This is a genomic window from Ruegeria sp. CL5, assembly GCF_056536485.1.
In genome coordinates this window covers 1-16246 of the sequence record NZ_JBQFPS010000008.1, presented here as the reverse complement: position 1 = coordinate 16246, position 16246 = coordinate 1, and the positions used below count along the sequence as shown (strand labels likewise).

The 16246-nt window shown below is 54.4% G+C and carries 15 protein-coding genes and 1 pseudogene; 14 read left to right on the top strand and 2 right to left on the bottom strand.

Annotated elements, in window-relative coordinates; translation table 11 throughout:
- The first annotated feature begins 44 nt into the window (after positions 1–44).
- The 14 genes from ACR0IU_RS14165 to pdeM all read left to right on the top strand — a co-directional run bounded on the left by ACR0IU_RS14165 (position 45) and on the right by pdeM (position 14987).
- A complete protein-coding gene (locus ACR0IU_RS14165; protein WP_480716698.1) occupies positions 45–239 on the top strand; it encodes a hypothetical protein in 195 nt (64 codons plus the stop codon).
- A 156-nt stretch (positions 240–395) separates the two neighbouring features.
- Positions 396–1277, top strand: coding sequence for a Flp pilus assembly protein CpaB (cpaB, locus tag ACR0IU_RS14160; RefSeq protein WP_170779333.1), 882 nt, complete (start codon positions 396–398; stop codon positions 1275–1277).
- A 196-nt stretch (positions 1278–1473) separates the two neighbouring features.
- Positions 1474–2880 (top strand): type II and III secretion system protein family protein, encoded by a 1407-nt coding sequence (locus ACR0IU_RS14155; RefSeq protein WP_170772781.1) that lies wholly within the window; start codon positions 1474–1476, stop codon positions 2878–2880.
- 16 nt (positions 2881–2896) lie between these two features.
- Positions 2897–3517, top strand: a complete 621-nt coding sequence (locus ACR0IU_RS14150; protein ID WP_170541615.1) for an OmpA family protein — start codon at positions 2897–2899, stop codon at positions 3515–3517.
- A gap of 204 nt (positions 3518–3721) precedes the next feature.
- On the top strand, positions 3722–4957 hold the full coding sequence (locus ACR0IU_RS14145; RefSeq protein ID WP_170541618.1) for an AAA family ATPase: 1236 nt from the start codon (positions 3722–3724) through the stop codon (positions 4955–4957).
- A 17-nt stretch (positions 4958–4974) separates the two neighbouring features.
- On the top strand, positions 4975–6414 hold the full coding sequence (locus tag ACR0IU_RS14140) for a TadA family conjugal transfer-associated ATPase (protein WP_480716697.1): 1440 nt from the start codon (positions 4975–4977) through the stop codon (positions 6412–6414).
- 12 nt (positions 6415–6426) lie between these two features.
- Entirely contained in the window at positions 6427–7395 is a 969-nt protein-coding gene (locus tag ACR0IU_RS14135) for a type II secretion system F family protein (RefSeq protein WP_170779330.1), read from the top strand.
- Positions 7396–7405: 10 nt separating this feature from the next.
- Positions 7406–8383: a type II secretion system F family protein gene (locus tag ACR0IU_RS14130; RefSeq protein WP_480716696.1), complete on the top strand. Its 978-nt coding sequence runs from the start codon at positions 7406–7408 to the stop codon at positions 8381–8383.
- A gap of 70 nt (positions 8384–8453) precedes the next feature.
- Positions 8454–8996 (top strand): tetratricopeptide repeat protein, encoded by a 543-nt coding sequence (locus ACR0IU_RS14125; protein ID WP_480716695.1) that lies wholly within the window; start codon positions 8454–8456, stop codon positions 8994–8996.
- Between the two features lie 11 nt (positions 8997–9007).
- Positions 9008–9859 carry a tetratricopeptide repeat protein gene (locus tag ACR0IU_RS14120; protein ID WP_170779328.1) on the top strand — a complete coding sequence of 284 codons (852 nt, stop codon included), beginning with the start codon at positions 9008–9010 and terminating at the stop codon, positions 9857–9859.
- 3 nt (positions 9860–9862) lie between these two features.
- Complete coding sequence (locus ACR0IU_RS14115; protein WP_170473313.1) at positions 9863–10408, top strand: prepilin peptidase; 546 nt, start codon at positions 9863–9865, stop codon at positions 10406–10408.
- Positions 10409–10524: 116 nt separating this feature from the next.
- Complete coding sequence (locus ACR0IU_RS14110; RefSeq protein ID WP_010441649.1) at positions 10525–11832, top strand: ATP-binding protein; 1308 nt, start codon at positions 10525–10527, stop codon at positions 11830–11832.
- Positions 11833–11871: 39 nt separating this feature from the next.
- Positions 11872–14283, top strand: coding sequence for a ligase-associated DNA damage response DEXH box helicase (locus ACR0IU_RS14105; protein WP_480716694.1), 2412 nt, complete (start codon positions 11872–11874; stop codon positions 14281–14283).
- Between the two features lie 41 nt (positions 14284–14324).
- On the top strand, positions 14325–14987 hold the full coding sequence (gene pdeM, locus ACR0IU_RS14100) for a ligase-associated DNA damage response endonuclease PdeM (RefSeq protein WP_480716693.1): 663 nt from the start codon (positions 14325–14327) through the stop codon (positions 14985–14987).
- Between the two features lie 3 nt (positions 14988–14990).
- Here the strand turns inward: pdeM and ACR0IU_RS14095 are convergent, their stop codons facing one another.
- Positions 14991–15620 carry a LytTR family DNA-binding domain-containing protein gene (locus ACR0IU_RS14095; RefSeq protein ID WP_480716692.1) on the bottom strand — a complete coding sequence of 210 codons (630 nt, stop codon included), beginning with the start codon at positions 15618–15620 and terminating at the stop codon, positions 14991–14993.
- A 325-nt stretch (positions 15621–15945) separates the two neighbouring features.
- Positions 15946–16246, bottom strand: a pseudogene (locus ACR0IU_RS14090) (bifunctional methylenetetrahydrofolate dehydrogenase/methenyltetrahydrofolate cyclohydrolase); the annotation flags it as partial.

Here is a 16246-nt window from a genome sequence, read left to right as displayed (position 1 = left end):
GACGTGGCCCCTTTTGCAAAAGTTCCTTACCTCGGTAACGTACAATGTTTAGCACAATCAAAAATTTTTTTAGCGAAGAAAACGGCGCCGTTACGGTAGATTGGGTTGTACTAACGGCCGCGATCGTAGGCATTGCCGGGATGATGTACGTGCTCCTGAACGAAGGCATCCAAAGTGTCGACGAGCAAACCGGGCAAGCCCTCTCGTCGATTCAGGTCCAGCAAATTAGTTTTGACTAAACCAATATACTGGCTTCCTTGACGGATCTTGATACTGCTCCGAAAAATGTGGGGATTGTCCCATTTTTGGACACAATTACCTCCTAGGGTAGCCGCTGAACCATCGCGACAAAGTTAGCCGCGAGACTTACTTGAACGAAACATGACGAGGGACAAATGCGAGCTGTTTTTGGACTTGTTCTTATCATCGGGATCGCCCTGGCCGGTGGTGCTGTCTATATGGCACGCGAATATATTACCGAGAATCAGGCTAAACTTGCGCAGGAGCGAAAACTGCGTGAAGAAGCTCTGGCAAATGCTAAAGCTGGCGTTGTGCCAACAGTCGGAGTTCTGGTCTCCAACCGGTCTCTTAAGTATGGCGAGCGGCTGAACCAGGACGATATCCGCGTTGTCCAGTGGCCCGAATCAGCAATTCCCGAGGGCGCTTTCGTTGATGCGGCAGTATTGTTTCCTGATATCAAGAACAACGAACGATATGTGCTTCGGGCAATGGAAAAAGACGAAGCCATCATGGAAGTCAAAGTTACCAACCCGGGCGAAACAGCGGGCTTGAGGTCGCAGTTGCCCAAGGGCATGCGTGCGTTTGCAATCAGCGTCGATGTTGCCTCCGGCGTTTCGGGCTTCTTGCGCCCTGGTGACACGGTGGACGTCTATTGGACGGGATCGCTGCGCGGTACTACTGATGCTGGACGCGGCGAGATAACCCGACTGGTTCTGACAAATATTGAACTGGTCGCAGTTGACCAGATTGCGGGTTCAGATGTCACAGGGACCACGATTGCCCGCACTGTGACAGTAGCGGCGACCTCACAACAAATTGCGGCTTTGGCACAGGCACAAAACACCGGCCGTATGTCTCTGGCGCTAGTGGGCGCGCAGGATGATGAAGTCGCCGAAGTGGTTGAAGTAGACCAGCAATCACTATTGGGAATTCAAGAACGAGCACCCGCACCAGTAGTGGTTGAAAAGAAGGTTTGTACAATCCGAACCCGTCGTGGCGGCGAAACTGTCGAGACACCAATTCCCTGTACAAACTAACGAAAATTCAAACCGTTAACGACCCACAGACCGCGCATTTTGCGCGGTCTTTTTCATGGTGTTGTTGCGAGAAACCCACATAAGGAAAATTCCGGAAACCATTGATTATTGCAATAAATCCGGATTTGGCGCAGGGTTCAGATCATAGGGCATTAGACCCATAAAAAATCGAGTGGTGATCGGAGAGGCAGGTCACATGACAATACGTTCCTGGATCAGCGCAACCCTGCTGGGGTTGTCGCTTGTTGTGAGCCCAATCGGCGATGCCGCGTGGGCCCAAAATCTTCGCGTGGTGAAAAAGGGGACAGCTGAATCGCTGGATGTTCCTGTTAACCGCGCAATTGTGGTGGAGAGTGAACAACCCTTTGCCGATATCAGCATTGCCAACGCAGGCATTGCAGACATTTCTACCCTGTCCGACCGGACAATATATGTATTGGGTCGCGCACCCGGCATAACCACGCTGACGATGTTCGATGGCGCTGGGAATCTGATCACAAACGTGCGTGTGCGCGTTTCGCCAGATGTCTCTGAGTTCAAAGAGCGGCTGCGTCAGATTCTGCCAAATGAGCCGATCGAAGTACGGACCGCAAATGACGGTATTGTTCTATCCGGTACGGTATCAAGCAGCGCAAGACTGGCGCGTGCTCTTGAACTCGCCGAGCGCTACGCGCCTGAGCGTGTATCGAACTTGATGAATGTTGGTGGCGTACAGCAAGTCATGCTGAAAGTGCGATTCGCCGAAATGAACCGTTCGGTAGCGAAGAACCTGTCGGCATCTCTGGGCTTTGGCGGTGGAGACGCGACCGGCGGCTTCAACAGCTTGAACAACCAAGCTGCACTTAACAACGCGTTGGCGAATAACATCCCGTTCGTGCAAACCAATACGGGTGCTATCTTGTTTGGGTTCGGCGCAGGCTCGACGCAGGTTCGTCTGCTACTGGAAGCGCTTGAAACCAAAGGCTTAGTCCGCAGTTTGGCCGAACCGAACCTCTCGGCACTATCCGGACAAGAGGCTGAATTTTTGGCCGGTGGCGAAGTGCCGATCCCTGTTCCGCAAGGTGACGGCGTGGTTGCGATCGAGTATCGGGCCTTCGGCGTTCAGCTCTTGTTCGTTCCTCGTGTCGTGGACGGCGACCGCATCAATCTGGAAATGGGCGCATCCGTATCGTCAATCGATCAGAGTTCCGATTTCACGATCAACGGCGACAACGTCCCGAGCTTCATCTCGCGTACCACACGCACGACGATCGAGTTGAATGATGGTGAAAGCTTTGCAATTGCTGGTTTGATCCAGGATGACTTCACAGATCTGAACAGTCAGGTTCCGTGGTTGGGTGATGTGCCGGTTCTGGGTGCTCTTTTCCGCAGCGCTCAATATCAGCGCGAACAAAGTGAGCTGATCATTATTGTTACCGCACATCTGGTTTCGCCCACTCGTGGTGAGGCGCTTGCCCTGCCAACTGACCGGGTCAAACCACCCAGCGAGTTCGATCTGTTCGTGAATGGCAAAGTCGCCCGGACTGAACGAGCCGGAAGCGGTGCTGCATCGGAAGTGGCCAAGCAGGACTTTGGCGCCTCCTATGGCTATGTTCTGGATTGATAGGAGGATAGGACCAATGGAAAAGTGGATCTTGACACTGGGCCTTTCGGTTGCTGTCGCTGGCTGTACTCGCGAAGCTGGGTATGAAATCGATCAGGGCACTTTCGGAAACGCTACGCTGAATAACATTCAGGTTATGAATGGCGAGTTGACGTATGGCCAGATCCTGGCTCAAAGATTCGCCGCAGAGGTTCCGACGCAGATCAACTTTGCGTTTGATAGCGCACAGCTGGATGCATCAGCGCAGAAGATTCTGCTGCAGCAAGCCGCATGGATCAAACAGTTCCCCGAAGCGCGGTTCCGTGTTTACGGTCACACCGACGCTGTAGGTTCAACTGCTTATAACAACCGTCTGGGGCAACGCCGTGCCAATGCGGCGGTGGCATTCCTGACGCGGCAAGGGATCTCGCGATCACGACTGGAAGCGGTTGTTTCGTTTGGGAAATCCCGCCCTCTTGTGGCGACTCCGGATCGGGATCGTCGTAACCGTAGGACGGTTACCGAGGTTTCAGGATTTGTTGATAGTCACAAGAATATCCTAGATGGGAAATACGCTGACGTTATCTACCGCGAGTATATCTCAAGCGCGACCCCGGTCAGCTTCATCCAAATCGGCGAAGGCGATTCCGGTGAATAATAATACCTAAGAAATGGGCGGCATTGTCGCCCATTTCCCTACAATTGGTTCTTTTGCGCCCAATTCTCGCCCCACTTCCAAGCAACATTGTGAACAATAGGGTGACCTGCGGCCAAAATTGACCGCATCGGGCGACAGCAAGCTAGAACTGACCTTTCACGCGTTCATCAGGTTTGCTCAGCCCTCTCGACGAGGATTGTGTTTATGACGAGCGCGACGCCGCAAGATGAAAACGACGCCATTCTGGCCTGCACGATTAGCCGTGATGTCCAGAATTTCGATCTGTTGATCGAAGATATGGAAGCCGCGCTAGGAGAACGCTGGGGGGATCTGGGGTTTGCCGAGGCGCTCGCGTTCTTTAGCCAGCCCGAAGCTGAATCGCTTCAGTTTGTTGCCCTGGCGCTGGATGGTGATGACGAAGACAACTTGACCATGATGGGTGAAATCATCACGCGTGCCAAGGAAAAGGGCATAAAGGTTGTTTTGATCGCAGAAGATGTGACTCCGGCTTCCCTGCATCAACTATTGCGTAAGGGCGCTGATGAGTTTGTCCCCTACCCGCTTCCCGAAAACGAACTTCAGGAAGCGATTGACCGGATGAACAAGCCCGACCCGGTCACAGCACCACAAGCCGCAGCAGTGCCGCTGGCCAATGGTGCGTCGAAAGAGGGCGCGCTGTTCGTGGTCCAGGGGCTCGCAGGCGGGGTCGGCTCTACAACGATGGCCGTAAACCTTGCGTGGGAACTGGCTACAGTTTCAGCCAAGGAAGCACCCAAAGTGTGCCTGATTGATCTGGATCTTCAATATGGCAGCGTTTCTACGTTTTTGGACCTTCCGCGCCACGAAGCTGTATTCGAAATGCTCTCGGACACTGATTCCATGGATGAGGAATCCTTCGGGCAAGCCCTGCAAACATTCGAAGACAAGCTGCAGGTCCTAACCGCTCCGTCCGATATGGTTCCACTGGATATTATCAACCCTGAGGATATCCAGCGAGTGATCGATACAGCACGCAGCCACTTCGACTACGTCGTGATCGACATGCCCAAAACACTGGTTCACTGGTCTGAAACGGTGCTGCAGGCGGCGCACGTCTATTTTGCTTTGATCGAACTTGATATGCGATCGGCTCAGAACGCGTTGCGCCTGAAACGGGCTTTGCAAGCTGAAGAACTGCCTTTTAACAAGTTGCGGTTTGCCATGAACAGGGCACCGAAATTCACCGACCTCAACGGAAAAGGCCGGGTCAAACGTATGGGCGAAAGCCTGGGAATTTCGATCGACTTGCTTCTACCTGATGGTGGCAAGGCAGTCATGCAAAGCGGTGATCACGGCCTGCCATTGGCAAACTCAGCGGCCAAGAATCCGCTACGCCGCGAGATCGCCAAACTTGCTCAATCGCTTCATAGCCTAGGCAGCAGCGACGCTGAAGCCGCATAATTCAAAGGGGAGCTGCCGTGTTTTCAAGATATAAAAAACAGCCTTCGGCGCAGCCGGTCCAAACCCCGGCGCCTGAAAAAGCTGAGGCCGCAACGCCAGCTGCGGCGGCGACCTCGACCAATGTCGTACGCAAGCCGGTGCAAAAAAAGGCGGCGGAGGTCACCGTCAACGACAAAGAGCGCAAGCGCAAAGAGCGTTTGGGTGAGATCAAGCTGGAACTGCACCGTGAACTGCTTGAAAACCTGAACCTTGCGGCGCTTGAGAAAGCAGCAGAGGCCGAGTTACGGGCTGAGATCAGTGCAATTTCAAGCGAAGTTCTGGAATCGCGCAATATTGTCTTGAACCGTGAGGACCGCACTCAGCTCAACAAGGAACTTTATGATGAGGTCACCGGCCTGGGGCCGCTGGAAACCTTGCTGCAGGACGATACGGTCAACGATATTCTGGTAAACGGCCCACAGCAGATTTTCGTCGAGCGAGCAGGCAAACTGGAAATCAGCGACATCACCTTCAAGGATGAAAAGCACCTGATGCGGATCATCGACAAGATTGTGTCTGCTGTTGGCCGTCGTGTCGATGAATCCAACCCTTACGTTGACGCCCGTTTGGCAGACGGCTCGCGTTTCAACGCAATGGTGCCGCCGATTGCAGTTGATGGCTCGCTGGTTTCGATTCGTAAGTTCAAGAAGGACAAGCTGGGCATTGACGATCTTGTCAATTTTGGCGCCTTCACGGAAGAAATGGCCGCCTATTTGCAGGCCGCGGTTTCTACACGCCTGAATATCATCGTTTCGGGTGGTACGGGTTCCGGTAAGACGACAACGCTCAACGCGCTGTCCAGTTTTATCGATGATGCCGAACGCATCCTAACCATCGAAGATACGGCGGAACTTCAGCTACAACAGACCCATGTGGGCCGGATGGAGAGCCGCCCGCCCAACGTGGAAGGCAAAGGTGAAGTCAGCCCACGGGACTGTCTAAAAAACGCTCTACGTATGCGCCCTGACCGCATCATCGTGGGCGAGACGCGTGGTGCCGAGGTGATCGACATGTTGCAGGCCATGAACACAGGCCACGACGGATCAATGACCACCATCCACGCCAACTCTGCCCGCGACGGTATCTCACGTCTTGAGAACATGATCGCGATGGCTGGAATCGAAATGCCGATCAAAGCCGTCCGCAGCCAGATCTCATCGGCTGTGAACCTGATTGTTCAAGCCAGCCGTCTACAGGACGGTTCACGTCGCATGACTTCCATCACTGAGATTACTGGGATGGAAGGTGACGTGATTTCCTTACAGGAACTCTTTAAATTTCAACGCGTTGGCTTGACCCCTGATAACAAGATCATCGGCCATTTCACTGCGACAGGCGTCCGGAGCAACTTTTCAGAGCGGTTCCGTCTGTGGGGTTTCGATCTACCCGCTTCGATCTACGACCCGACCACGATGTAGGAGAACCAAGATATGCAACTGCCTGTCGAGGCGCTCATCTATGTCGTGATTTTCGTCGGGGTTTTTGCCCTGGTCGAAGGTATCTATCTTGTCGCCTTTGGAAAATCGATCAGTCTGAACAGCCGTGTCAATCGCAGGCTGGATATGATCGACAAGGGTGTCGGTCGCGAACAGGTACTGGAACAACTGCGCAAGGAAATGCAGCAGCATATGAAGTCGCAGAGCATCCCGCTCTATTCGCTTCTGGCTGACAAAGCCCAAAAAGCCGCAATCGCCTTCTCGCCCAGACAGCTGATTATGATCATGGCGCTGGTTTCTGGTTTGGTTTTCATGGCCCTCAGCGTGGCCACTGCGACCGAAATAACATTGCGGATCGCGCTTTCGGGTGCCATCGGTATTGGTGCTGTCTATACTTGGGTCAGCAACAAGGCCAAGAAACGCATGGCTTTGATCGAAGAACAATTACCGGATGCGGTTGAACTGATGGTGCGATCGCTTCGGGTCGGCAACCCGTTTGTTTCATCGATCCAGATCGTTGCCAGCGAAGTGGAGGACCCACTTGCGACGGAATTTGGCATCATCTCGGATGAATCTGCTTATGGCCGGGAAGTGGGTGAAGCGCTTAAGGACATGGCAGAACGGCTAGATATGCAGGATTTGCGCTTCCTAGCCGTGGCGGTTTCCATTCAGCAGCAGTCGGGGGGTAACCTTGCTGATATTCTCGCCGGCCTTGCGAAAGTGATCCGGGCCCGGTTCCGCTTGTTCCGTCGGGTGAATGCGATTACCGCTGAGGCAAAATGGTCAGGAAAGTTCCTGTCCGGCTTCCCTCTTGCATGCCTCATGTTCATTCTGGTCAAGGATCCGCACTATTACGATTCGGTGATGGATCATCCGCTTTTTATTCCAGCCTGTTTCTTTGTTGGCATCATGCTGACATTGAACCTGATCGTCATGAAAATCCTGACTAATATTAAGGTTTAGAGGTGCCGCCATGGAAATTCTGAGCCAGATCAATGAGCTGCTGAAAGCTCATTTAGGCGAATTTGGCCCGCTGATTGTCGTTGGTATTCTGGGTTTGTTTATGATCCTGATCACCGTCCCTTTGATGCTGAATCAGCCTGAGGATCCACTTAAAAAGCTACAACGTTCAAACGCGGCGCCTAAGAAAAGTAAGAAAGAAAAGAAAGAACGCCTGAGAAACGCCAGCCGCAACGAGCAGCTTGAAAAGTTTGCCAACTTCCTCGAGCCTAAGGACGAGGAAGAATATTCGGCCGTTCAGCTAAAGCTGCGCCAAGCGGGCTATCAGTCAAAAGATGCCGTCCGATTCTATCATTTTTCGCAGTTTGCGTTGGGGATTGTCGGAATTCTGATCGGTATCTCACTGGTCACGGTTTTCGCAGGTGATCAGGAGTTTGACTCTACTCAACTCCTAATTCGCGTTTTGGGGCCTGGACTGGTCGGATACTTCATACCCAAGTACTGGATTACACGGCGCGTAGAGGAACGGAAGGAGGCCATCGTCAACGGTTTCCCGGACACGCTTGACCTGATGCTTGTTTGCGTCGAAGCCGGCCAATCGCTTGATCAGGCCATCGTTCGGGTCGCGGCAGAAATGAAAGCCTCCTATCCCGACATTGCGCTTGAATTTGAAGTCGTCGCCTATGAAATGAAGGCTGGCAAAGAAAAGGATACGGTCCTGCGCGATTTTGCCACCCGTTGCGGAGTTCAGGACGTTAGCGCATTTGTGACTGTTATGATCCAGTCAGCCACCTTTGGTACTTCGATCGCAGAAGCTCTGCGGGTTTACGCCGACGAAATGCGCGACAAGCGCGTTATGCGCGCCGAAGAAGCCGCGAACAAGTTGCCAACCAAAATGACACTCGCCACAATGATGCTGACCGTCCCCCCCCTTCTGGTCATTCTTGTTGGCCCTTCGGCAAAAGGTATCATGGAGTTTGGAAGCCAATAACGCTCACCTTCTGCGTGATAAGGTTCTCAAGCCTTTCGGTTTGCACCTGCGTCATCTCTTTAGGGCCGCCATGGTTATTGCTATGGTGGCCTCTTGCACTGAAACGCGTTCTCCGGATGATCCATTTGCGCCTGGGATTGACCCCGATGGCCCGGCTGTGGATGAAATCGCTATCGGCAATCGCCTGATGGCGGCTGGCGAATACGAACTTGCCATGGAATCCTTTACCCGGGCGGCGCTGACAGATGGAATGACACCCGAGATCCTGACTTCGCTCGGCACCGCCAATCTGGGCTTACGCCGGATCGGACAAGCCGAACCCCTGCTACGCCGAGCAGTGGAGGATGATCCCGATTGGCCGGTCGCCTGGAATAATCTTGGCGTATTCCTGATGGAGACGGGCGAATACGCCGAAGCAGCACAGGTTTTCCGCCGTGCTTTTGCGTTAGACAATGGCGAAAGTGACGCAATCCGTGACAATTTGCGGTTAGCACTCGCAAAAATGGAAAATCCTGCTAATAATACCCCACAAGAACAAGAATTTGAGCTGGAGCAGCGCGGCGACGGGCAATTCGTTCTGCGCAAAAACCCGGCAATAGAGGCAGAGCAGTAAAGGACGCAAAAATGCGCCATCCCTTTTTGATTCCGACGATGCTTGCGTGCGGGCTGGTTTTTTCCGCTTGCGCAAAAGAAACTGAAGAGGAAAAAGTCGAACGTACATTTCAGGAAGTGAACGTTATTGACGAGACCAACCTGAATGACGTGATGCTGAATGCAGCTGATCCAAATGAAGCCGTCACTTATTTTCAGGGTGCGGCCGCCAAGAACCCGGACCGGATCGATCTTCAGCGTGGTCTTGCGATTACCCTGACCCGCGCCAAGCGCAACACCGAGGCATCAGCGGCATGGAAACGTGTGCTCGGGATGAAAGGTGCAAACAACGCCGACCGGGTTGAATATGCAGATGCGCAAGTGCGTAGCGGAAATTGGGACGGTGCAAAGGCAACACTCGACAAAATCCCACCCACTTATGAGACTTTCAAGCGCTATCGGCTTGAGGCGCTGGTGGCAGACTCCAGAAAAGACTGGAAACGCTCAGACCATTATTATGAAACCGCAGTTGGCCTGACTACGCGACCGGCGGGTGTCATGAATAACTGGGGCTACTCCAAAATGGCACGCGGGCAATATGCCGAAGCTGAACGTCTGTTCACCGAAGCCATTCAACAGGACAACGCGCTATTTACCGCGAAGAACAATCTGGTTCTGGCGCGCAGTGCACAAGGCAATTACAGCGTTCCGGTTGTCCCGATGTCTCAGACCGAACGGGCGATGTTGCTGAATACGATGGCTATTTCGGCAGTTAAACAAGGCGATGTAAACCTCGCCAAGAACCTGTATCGCGAGGCAATCGCCACGCATCCCCAGCATTATGACGAAGCCGTTCGCTCGCTTCGGGCACTCGAGGACGCCTGATCCATGCACATACCAGCGGCAGCGGCAGCGTGGTTCTTACCATTTGTCCTGCCGATCTGTTTCTACGTTGCCTTCACCGATATGCGTGAGATGCGGATCAAGAACCATGCGGTCATGGCACTGTTGGTGGTTTTTCTCGTTGTCGGCCTTTTCGTTTTGCCGCCATGGTCGGGCGAATGGCTACCCGGCACGTTTGGTCCGGTCACTGTCAAGCTGCCTTTATACGCCTGGCAGCTGCTTCACATAGTCGTTGTTCTGATCGTCGGCATCGTATTGAACGCTGCTGGAATTATGGGAGCTGGTGACGCCAAATTCTGCGCTGCCGCCGCTGCTTTTGTCTGGGCCAGTGATTTCATGTGGGTATTCATAATTCTGTCTGCCACGCTGCTAGGGGCTTTTTGTTCCCACCGGTTAGCGAAACACACCCGACTGCGCCAGATAGCTCCGCATTGGGACAGTTGGGATCGCGGTAAACAGTTTCCAATGGGTCTGACGCTTGCAGGTAGCCTCGTGGCTTACCTGATTTTGGGCATAATCCACGGTTCGTGAACAATCATGACCGCGCCTTGCCCGCGCCTTGGTCCTGCCACAAAGACGCGTCAAATTTTCCCTAAACGGCCCTGCATGGGGCCTTTGGTGTGATAATTGACAGACGAGTCCCGCTTATGAACATGCAGACGTCCTCCGTTATGGCCCCTCCTGCCCCTAAGGGGTTGGCTGAAATGCAGCTTCCGCTGGTGATGATGCGTGACATTCTGCTGAAAACGATCTTTCGCAAGAACGTGGATACGGTAAGCGAGGTTGCCGCGGCGGTATGCTTGCCCGGCTCGGTGACGCAGGAACTGATCGATATCGCACGGGAACAGAAACTGATGGAGGCGACAGGCACACTGAACGCCAACTCGGGCAACGAGATGGGGTATCAGTTAACCGATGCAGGAAAGGCCCGTGCATTGGACGCGCTTAGCCAATCGGAGTATTTCGGCGCGATGCCGGTGCCACTGGACGTCTATCGCGAACAGGTCAAGCGTCAGTCGATCCGCAACATTCAGGTCACCCGTGATCAATTGACTGGTGCTATGGGTCATCTGGTTCTACCCGACAGCCTGCTGGATCACTTGGGCCCTGCTGTCAGCGCCGGTCGGTCGATCCTGATGTATGGCCCTCCGGGCAATGGTAAGTCCTCAATCTCGAACGGAATTCGGGACGCGCTGGGTGACAATGTCTATGTCCCGCGCGCCATCGAATATTCGGGGCAGGTGATCACCGTATACGATCCGATTGTTCACACCGCGATTGAACAGGAAGAGGACGATCCCAACAGTTTGCGCCGCCGGAAACGGTTCGATACGCGTTATGTGCAATGCGAGCGCCCGACCGTGGTAACCGGCGGTGAACTGTCGCTAAGCATGTTGGACCTCGTTTACAACCCCACTGCCCGGACCTATCAGGCACCGCTGCAGTTGAAATCGACCGGAGGCATTTTCATCGTGGACGACCTTGGGCGTCAGGCCGAACCCCCTCAGGCCCTGATCAACCGCTGGATCGTTCCGCTGGAAGAAAGCAAGGATATCCTCGGCCTGCAATCAGGTGAGAAGTTCGAAGTGCCCTTCGATACTCTGGTCATCTTTTCAACCAACTTCCATCCGAATGAAATCTTCGACCAAGCGGCTCTGCGCCGGATCTTCTTCAAGATAAAAATTGATGGTCCGAACCAAGAGAACTTCCTTAAGATTTTTGCCATGGTCGCCCGCAAACGTGGGATGCCTTTGGACGAAGCGGCTCTGGTACATCTGCTGAAGGTCAAATACCCGACAATCCAGAACATATACGCGAATTATCAACCGATCTTCCTGATCGACCAGATGATCTCGATCTGCGAATTCGAAGGCATCCCCTATCAGATGAGCCCCGACTTGATCGACCGTGCCTGGGCAAACATGTTCGTCAAGGAAGAAAAGATCGTTCACTAACCCCCTGTCCTTCTGAACCCGGGCGGTTAATCTGCGGCCATGACGCAGATTCCCGCCCGGATTAGCGATTGGTTTGCCGCCAAAGGCTGGTCGATCCACCCGCATCAACAAGACATGTTCGACCAGGCACAGGAGCCGGCGACGCTGTTGATTGCCCCGACAGGCGGGGGCAAGACGATGGCCGGTTTCTTGCCGTCCCTGTCCGAACTGGCCGACGGCGCGCATGATGGGCTGCATACGATCTATGTCTCACCACTCAAGGCGCTGGCCGCTGATATCCGCCGCAATCTGCGTACCCCGGTGGAAGAGATCGGCTTGCCTATACGGATCGAAGACCGCACTGGCGATACGTCGGCCACGCAAAAGAAACGCCAGCGTGTTGATCCTCCACATATACTACTGACAACACCAGAAAGCTTGGCGTTACTCACCTCCTACGAAGACGCGCCGCGTATGTTTGCGGGAGTCCAGCGCATCATCGTTGATGAGATTCACTCTTTGGCGGAAAGCAAGCGGGGCGATCAATTGATGCTTGCACTGGCGCAGTTGCAAGCGCTCTGCCCCGATTTGCGCCGTGTCGGCCTGTCTGCGACTGTGGAAGACCCAGAAGGCATTGCGCAGTTTCTGGCGCGGCATCCTGATCCATGCAGAATAATTCAGGCCGATCCCGGCCCAGATCCCGATATCGCGATGCTTGAAACCAAAGAAATGCCCCCCTGGTCTGGTGGAGGCGCCGCCTATGCCATTCCGGCGGTGCTGGAGCAGGTTCGGCAGCATAAAACCACACTGATCTTCCACAACACGCGCGCTCAGGCCGAAATATTCTTTCATAATCTCTGGCTGGCAAATGATGAAAGTCTGCCAATCGGTATCCATCACGGCAGTCTGGACCGGCAGCAACGCGAAAGGGTTGAGGCCGCAATGGTACGCGGTGATCTGCGGGCCATTGTCTGCACGGGCAGCCTCGATCTGGGAATCGACTGGGGGGATGTGGATCTGGTGATCCAAATTGGCGCGCCAAAGAACGTCAAACGGCTGGTGCAGCGGATCGGACGGGCAAACCATCGTTATAATGCCCCATCGAAGGCGCTGTTGGTACCTGCCAACCGGTTTGAAGTGGTCGAATGTGTGGCCGCACTGCATGCGGTGCAAGAACATGACCTGGACGGTGATCCTCGCGGCGCGGGCCCTCGGGATGTGCTCTGTCAGCATATCCTGATCGCCGCTGCAGCCGGACCGTTCGAGGCCGATGCGCTCTACACCGCGCTGACCTCGGCGGGGCCCTATGCCGACCTCCCCCGATCCGAATTTCATGCCTGCCTGGATTTCTGCGCCACTGGCGGGTACGCCCTGCGCGCCTATGACCGCTGGCAGCGGTTGCAGCAGCGATCAGATGGGCGCTGGCAATTGCGTGATCCACGAGCAGCGCAGCGTATCCGGATGAATCTGGGCACAATTCAGGACACTGACACGCTGAAGGTACGGTTGAAACGAAATCGCGGTGGCAAGCCACTTGGCGAGGTGGAAGAAGGGTTTGCTGCCTCGCTCACCCCCGGTGACACATTTCTGATCGGCGGTCAGATCGTCCGTTATGAAGGGCTGCGTGAAATGGTGGTTGAGGTCAGCCGCCGTGCCGACAAGAAACCCAAAATCGCAACCTTCTCTGGCACAAAATTCGCCACATCTACGCAGCTTAGCGATCGCATCCTGCGCATGTTCGCGCAAAGCGACTGGCCACACTTGCCCGACCACACCGCCGATTGGCTGGCGTTGCAACGCGAGGTCTCGCGCCTACCGCAGCGCGATCGACTATTGATCGAAAGCTTCCCCGACAATGGGCGTGAACATATCTGTGTCTATGGCTTTGCAGGCCGAAATGCGCAGCAGACCCTGGGCTTGTTACTAACCAAACGTATGGAAGAGACCGGCCTTGCCCCACTGGGCTTTGTCGCTACCGACTATGCCACCCTGATCTGGGGCCTGGATGCGGTAACCGATCCATGCCCATTGTTTCAAATTGATGCGCTGCGCGAAGGGCTGGAAACGTGGTTGGCAGGCAACGCCGTGATGAAACGGACGTTTCGCGCCTCGGCCACAATCGCAGGCCTAATCGAACGCAATACCGGCGGGCAGCGAAAAAGCGGGCGGCAGGCGACGTTTTCGTCAGATATCTTGTATGACACTCTGCTGAAATACGACCCCGACCATCTTTTGATGCAGATCACCCGCGAAGAAGCCATGCGCGGATTGGTTGATTTCGGTCGGATCGAAGCGATGGTCGGGCGAATCAATGGCCGCATCGATCTTCTGCGGCTGGATCGCGTTTCTCCATTGGCTGCGCCGCTCTTTCTGGAAATGGGAAAAGTGCCAGTCAAAGGTGAGGCAGAAGAACGTCTTCTGGCCGAAGAGAGTGCCCGCTTGCTGCAAGCTGCAGGCATACAATCTCCGTGATTCCTCTTGCGCCGTCCGTCGAAACAGGCAAAGAACGTACCATGAACAACGTCGAGTTTTCCTTTGCGGGTCACCAACTGCGCGCACTAGGTTCCGGGGCGCTTTGGTGGCCCGATCAACGCCTGCTTTGCGTATCTGATCTGCATCTGGGCAAGTCAGAACGCATCGCTCGAAGGGGCGGTTCTTCGCTCCCCCCTTATGATACACGCGAGACTTTGACACGGCTGGGAGGTGACTTGTCACATACAAAGGCCACGTCAGTAATTTGTCTGGGGGACAGCTTTGATGACTTGGACGCGTCAACTGCATTGACAGCTGAGGACAGGCTTCGGATTACGACGTTGCAAGCAGGTCGGAACTGGATCTGGATCGAAGGCAATCATGACCCCGGTCCGGTTGAAATTGGTGGTACGCATCTATCCGAATGGATTTTCAGCGGCCTCACTTTTCGCCATATAGCCCAACCAGATGCAATGGCTGAGATTTCCGGCCACTATCATCCCAAGGCAAGTTTGAATATTCGGGGGCGCTCGATCTCTCGACCTGCGTTCCTTTTGGATCATGCCCGACTAATCCTGCCCGCCTATGGGATCTATACCGGCGGGTTGCGCAGCACAGACCAAACACTGACAAGGATCATGGCCTCAGATGCCCGGGCAATCTTGACGGGGGATCAGCCCCAGAAAATTCCAATGCCGCGATGACCCTTATAACAGCCCGTCATCCACAAGATGCTGCTTGTATTTCCGGCTGACAGGTACTTCATCGCCGTTCCTCAAACGCAGGTAGGTTTTCCCCGCCTCTTTCTTGACCCCAACAATTGTGGAATCCACCACCCAATGTGATCGATGTGTGCAATGCCCAGGAACCGGCTCCATCTCAGCTATCGCATCGGTAAATCGCGAGCGGATGGTAAATGTCCCTTCTGAGGTTACGACATCGACGCTGTGATCACGCACGGTCAGCCGGTAGATCTCCCCCTCGAAACCAGTTGGCAATCGATGGTAGAGCCGTGGTCGAGGTTCTTCCACTGCTTCATCTGGATCGCCCCATTGACGAACAAGTATTAGCCCCGTCGCAAACAGAAGCCCATAAGGGACGACCTTCAACAGGTCTGGAGCCATCCGTCCATTCAATGAGAACAGAACCCACGTCAGAAACCACAAAGAGGGGGCAAACAACAACAGGATCAACGCAGCAAAAGCAAAATCCCGGAACAACGATCCCGATAAACTCAGTTTTGTGCGCACAAGTTGCCCCGCAGCCCATGTTGCAAACAGCGCCAGTAGCATTACACCAGTCCAGAACAACAACCGCTGTGAATATGACAGCGTCATGTCTCGAAAGGGTGCGAACGAATAGGCAAGCAATGGAACAAAAACTAGGCCGGCCACTACACGTTGAAGACTGCAAAACGAGATGATCGGACTTAGTTTGGACTTCATACCAAGCAACACACCTTCTTAGCCTGCACCAAAAACATCAAACGGAAGGTAGTCTAACCTCACAACCACTTGGATTAGAAGGCTTATCACGGGTTAACGCTGGGTCAAGTTAACAAGTCCCCATACGCATTAATAATACATGGAGAACAAAAAACCGGAGAGCGCGCAGGCTCTCCGGCTAATCAGGCCATACCCAAATAGGTCTTTGTGTCGGGTATTACGCTGTCAGGCCTTCGGGCTCTGGCAAGCCATTCGCCCGGCACGCGGCGGTCAGCGTATTTGCAAGCAGGCAGGCGATCGTCATCGGGCCTACGCCACCCGGTACCGGAGTGATTGCACCTGCGCGTTCGGCCGCGCTGGCATAGTCCACATCGCCAACCAGTTTGTTCTTGCCGTCTCGCTCGATGCGGTTGATGCCCACGTCGATTACGGTCGCGCCTTCCTTGATCCAGTCACCCGGCACCATCTCGGGGCGGCCCACGGCGGCGACGACGATGTCGGCGCGGCGCACCACGTCG

Bases quoted from the DNA above. Each gene is read 5' to 3' on its own strand.
- ACR0IU_RS14145 (WP_170541618.1), top strand. From the start codon at position 3,722: ATGACGAGCGCGACGCCGCAAGATGAAAACGACGCCATTCTGGCCTGC.
- ACR0IU_RS14115 (WP_170473313.1), top strand. From the start codon at position 9,863: ATGCACATACCAGCGGCAGCGGCAGCGTGGTTCTTACCATTTGTCCTG.
- ACR0IU_RS14120 (WP_170779328.1), top strand. From the start codon at position 9,008: ATGCGCCATCCCTTTTTGATTCCGACGATGCTTGCGTGCGGGCTGGTT.
- cpaB (WP_170779333.1), top strand. From the start codon at position 396: ATGCGAGCTGTTTTTGGACTTGTTCTTATCATCGGGATCGCCCTGGCC.
- ACR0IU_RS14165 (WP_480716698.1), top strand. From the start codon at position 45: ATGTTTAGCACAATCAAAAATTTTTTTAGCGAAGAAAACGGCGCCGTT.
- pdeM (WP_480716693.1), top strand. From the start codon at position 14,325: ATGAACAACGTCGAGTTTTCCTTTGCGGGTCACCAACTGCGCGCACTA.
- ACR0IU_RS14130 (WP_480716696.1), top strand. From the start codon at position 7,406: ATGGAAATTCTGAGCCAGATCAATGAGCTGCTGAAAGCTCATTTAGGC.
- ACR0IU_RS14105 (WP_480716694.1), top strand. From the start codon at position 11,872: ATGACGCAGATTCCCGCCCGGATTAGCGATTGGTTTGCCGCCAAAGGC.
- ACR0IU_RS14125 (WP_480716695.1), top strand. From the start codon at position 8,454: ATGGTTATTGCTATGGTGGCCTCTTGCACTGAAACGCGTTCTCCGGAT.
- ACR0IU_RS14110 (WP_010441649.1), top strand. From the start codon at position 10,525: ATGAACATGCAGACGTCCTCCGTTATGGCCCCTCCTGCCCCTAAGGGG.
- ACR0IU_RS14135 (WP_170779330.1), top strand. From the start codon at position 6,427: ATGCAACTGCCTGTCGAGGCGCTCATCTATGTCGTGATTTTCGTCGGG.
- ACR0IU_RS14155 (WP_170772781.1), top strand. From the start codon at position 1,474: ATGACAATACGTTCCTGGATCAGCGCAACCCTGCTGGGGTTGTCGCTT.
- ACR0IU_RS14150 (WP_170541615.1), top strand. From the start codon at position 2,897: ATGGAAAAGTGGATCTTGACACTGGGCCTTTCGGTTGCTGTCGCTGGC.
- ACR0IU_RS14095 (WP_480716692.1), bottom strand. From the start codon at position 15,620: ATGACGCTGTCATATTCACAGCGGTTGTTGTTCTGGACTGGTGTAATG.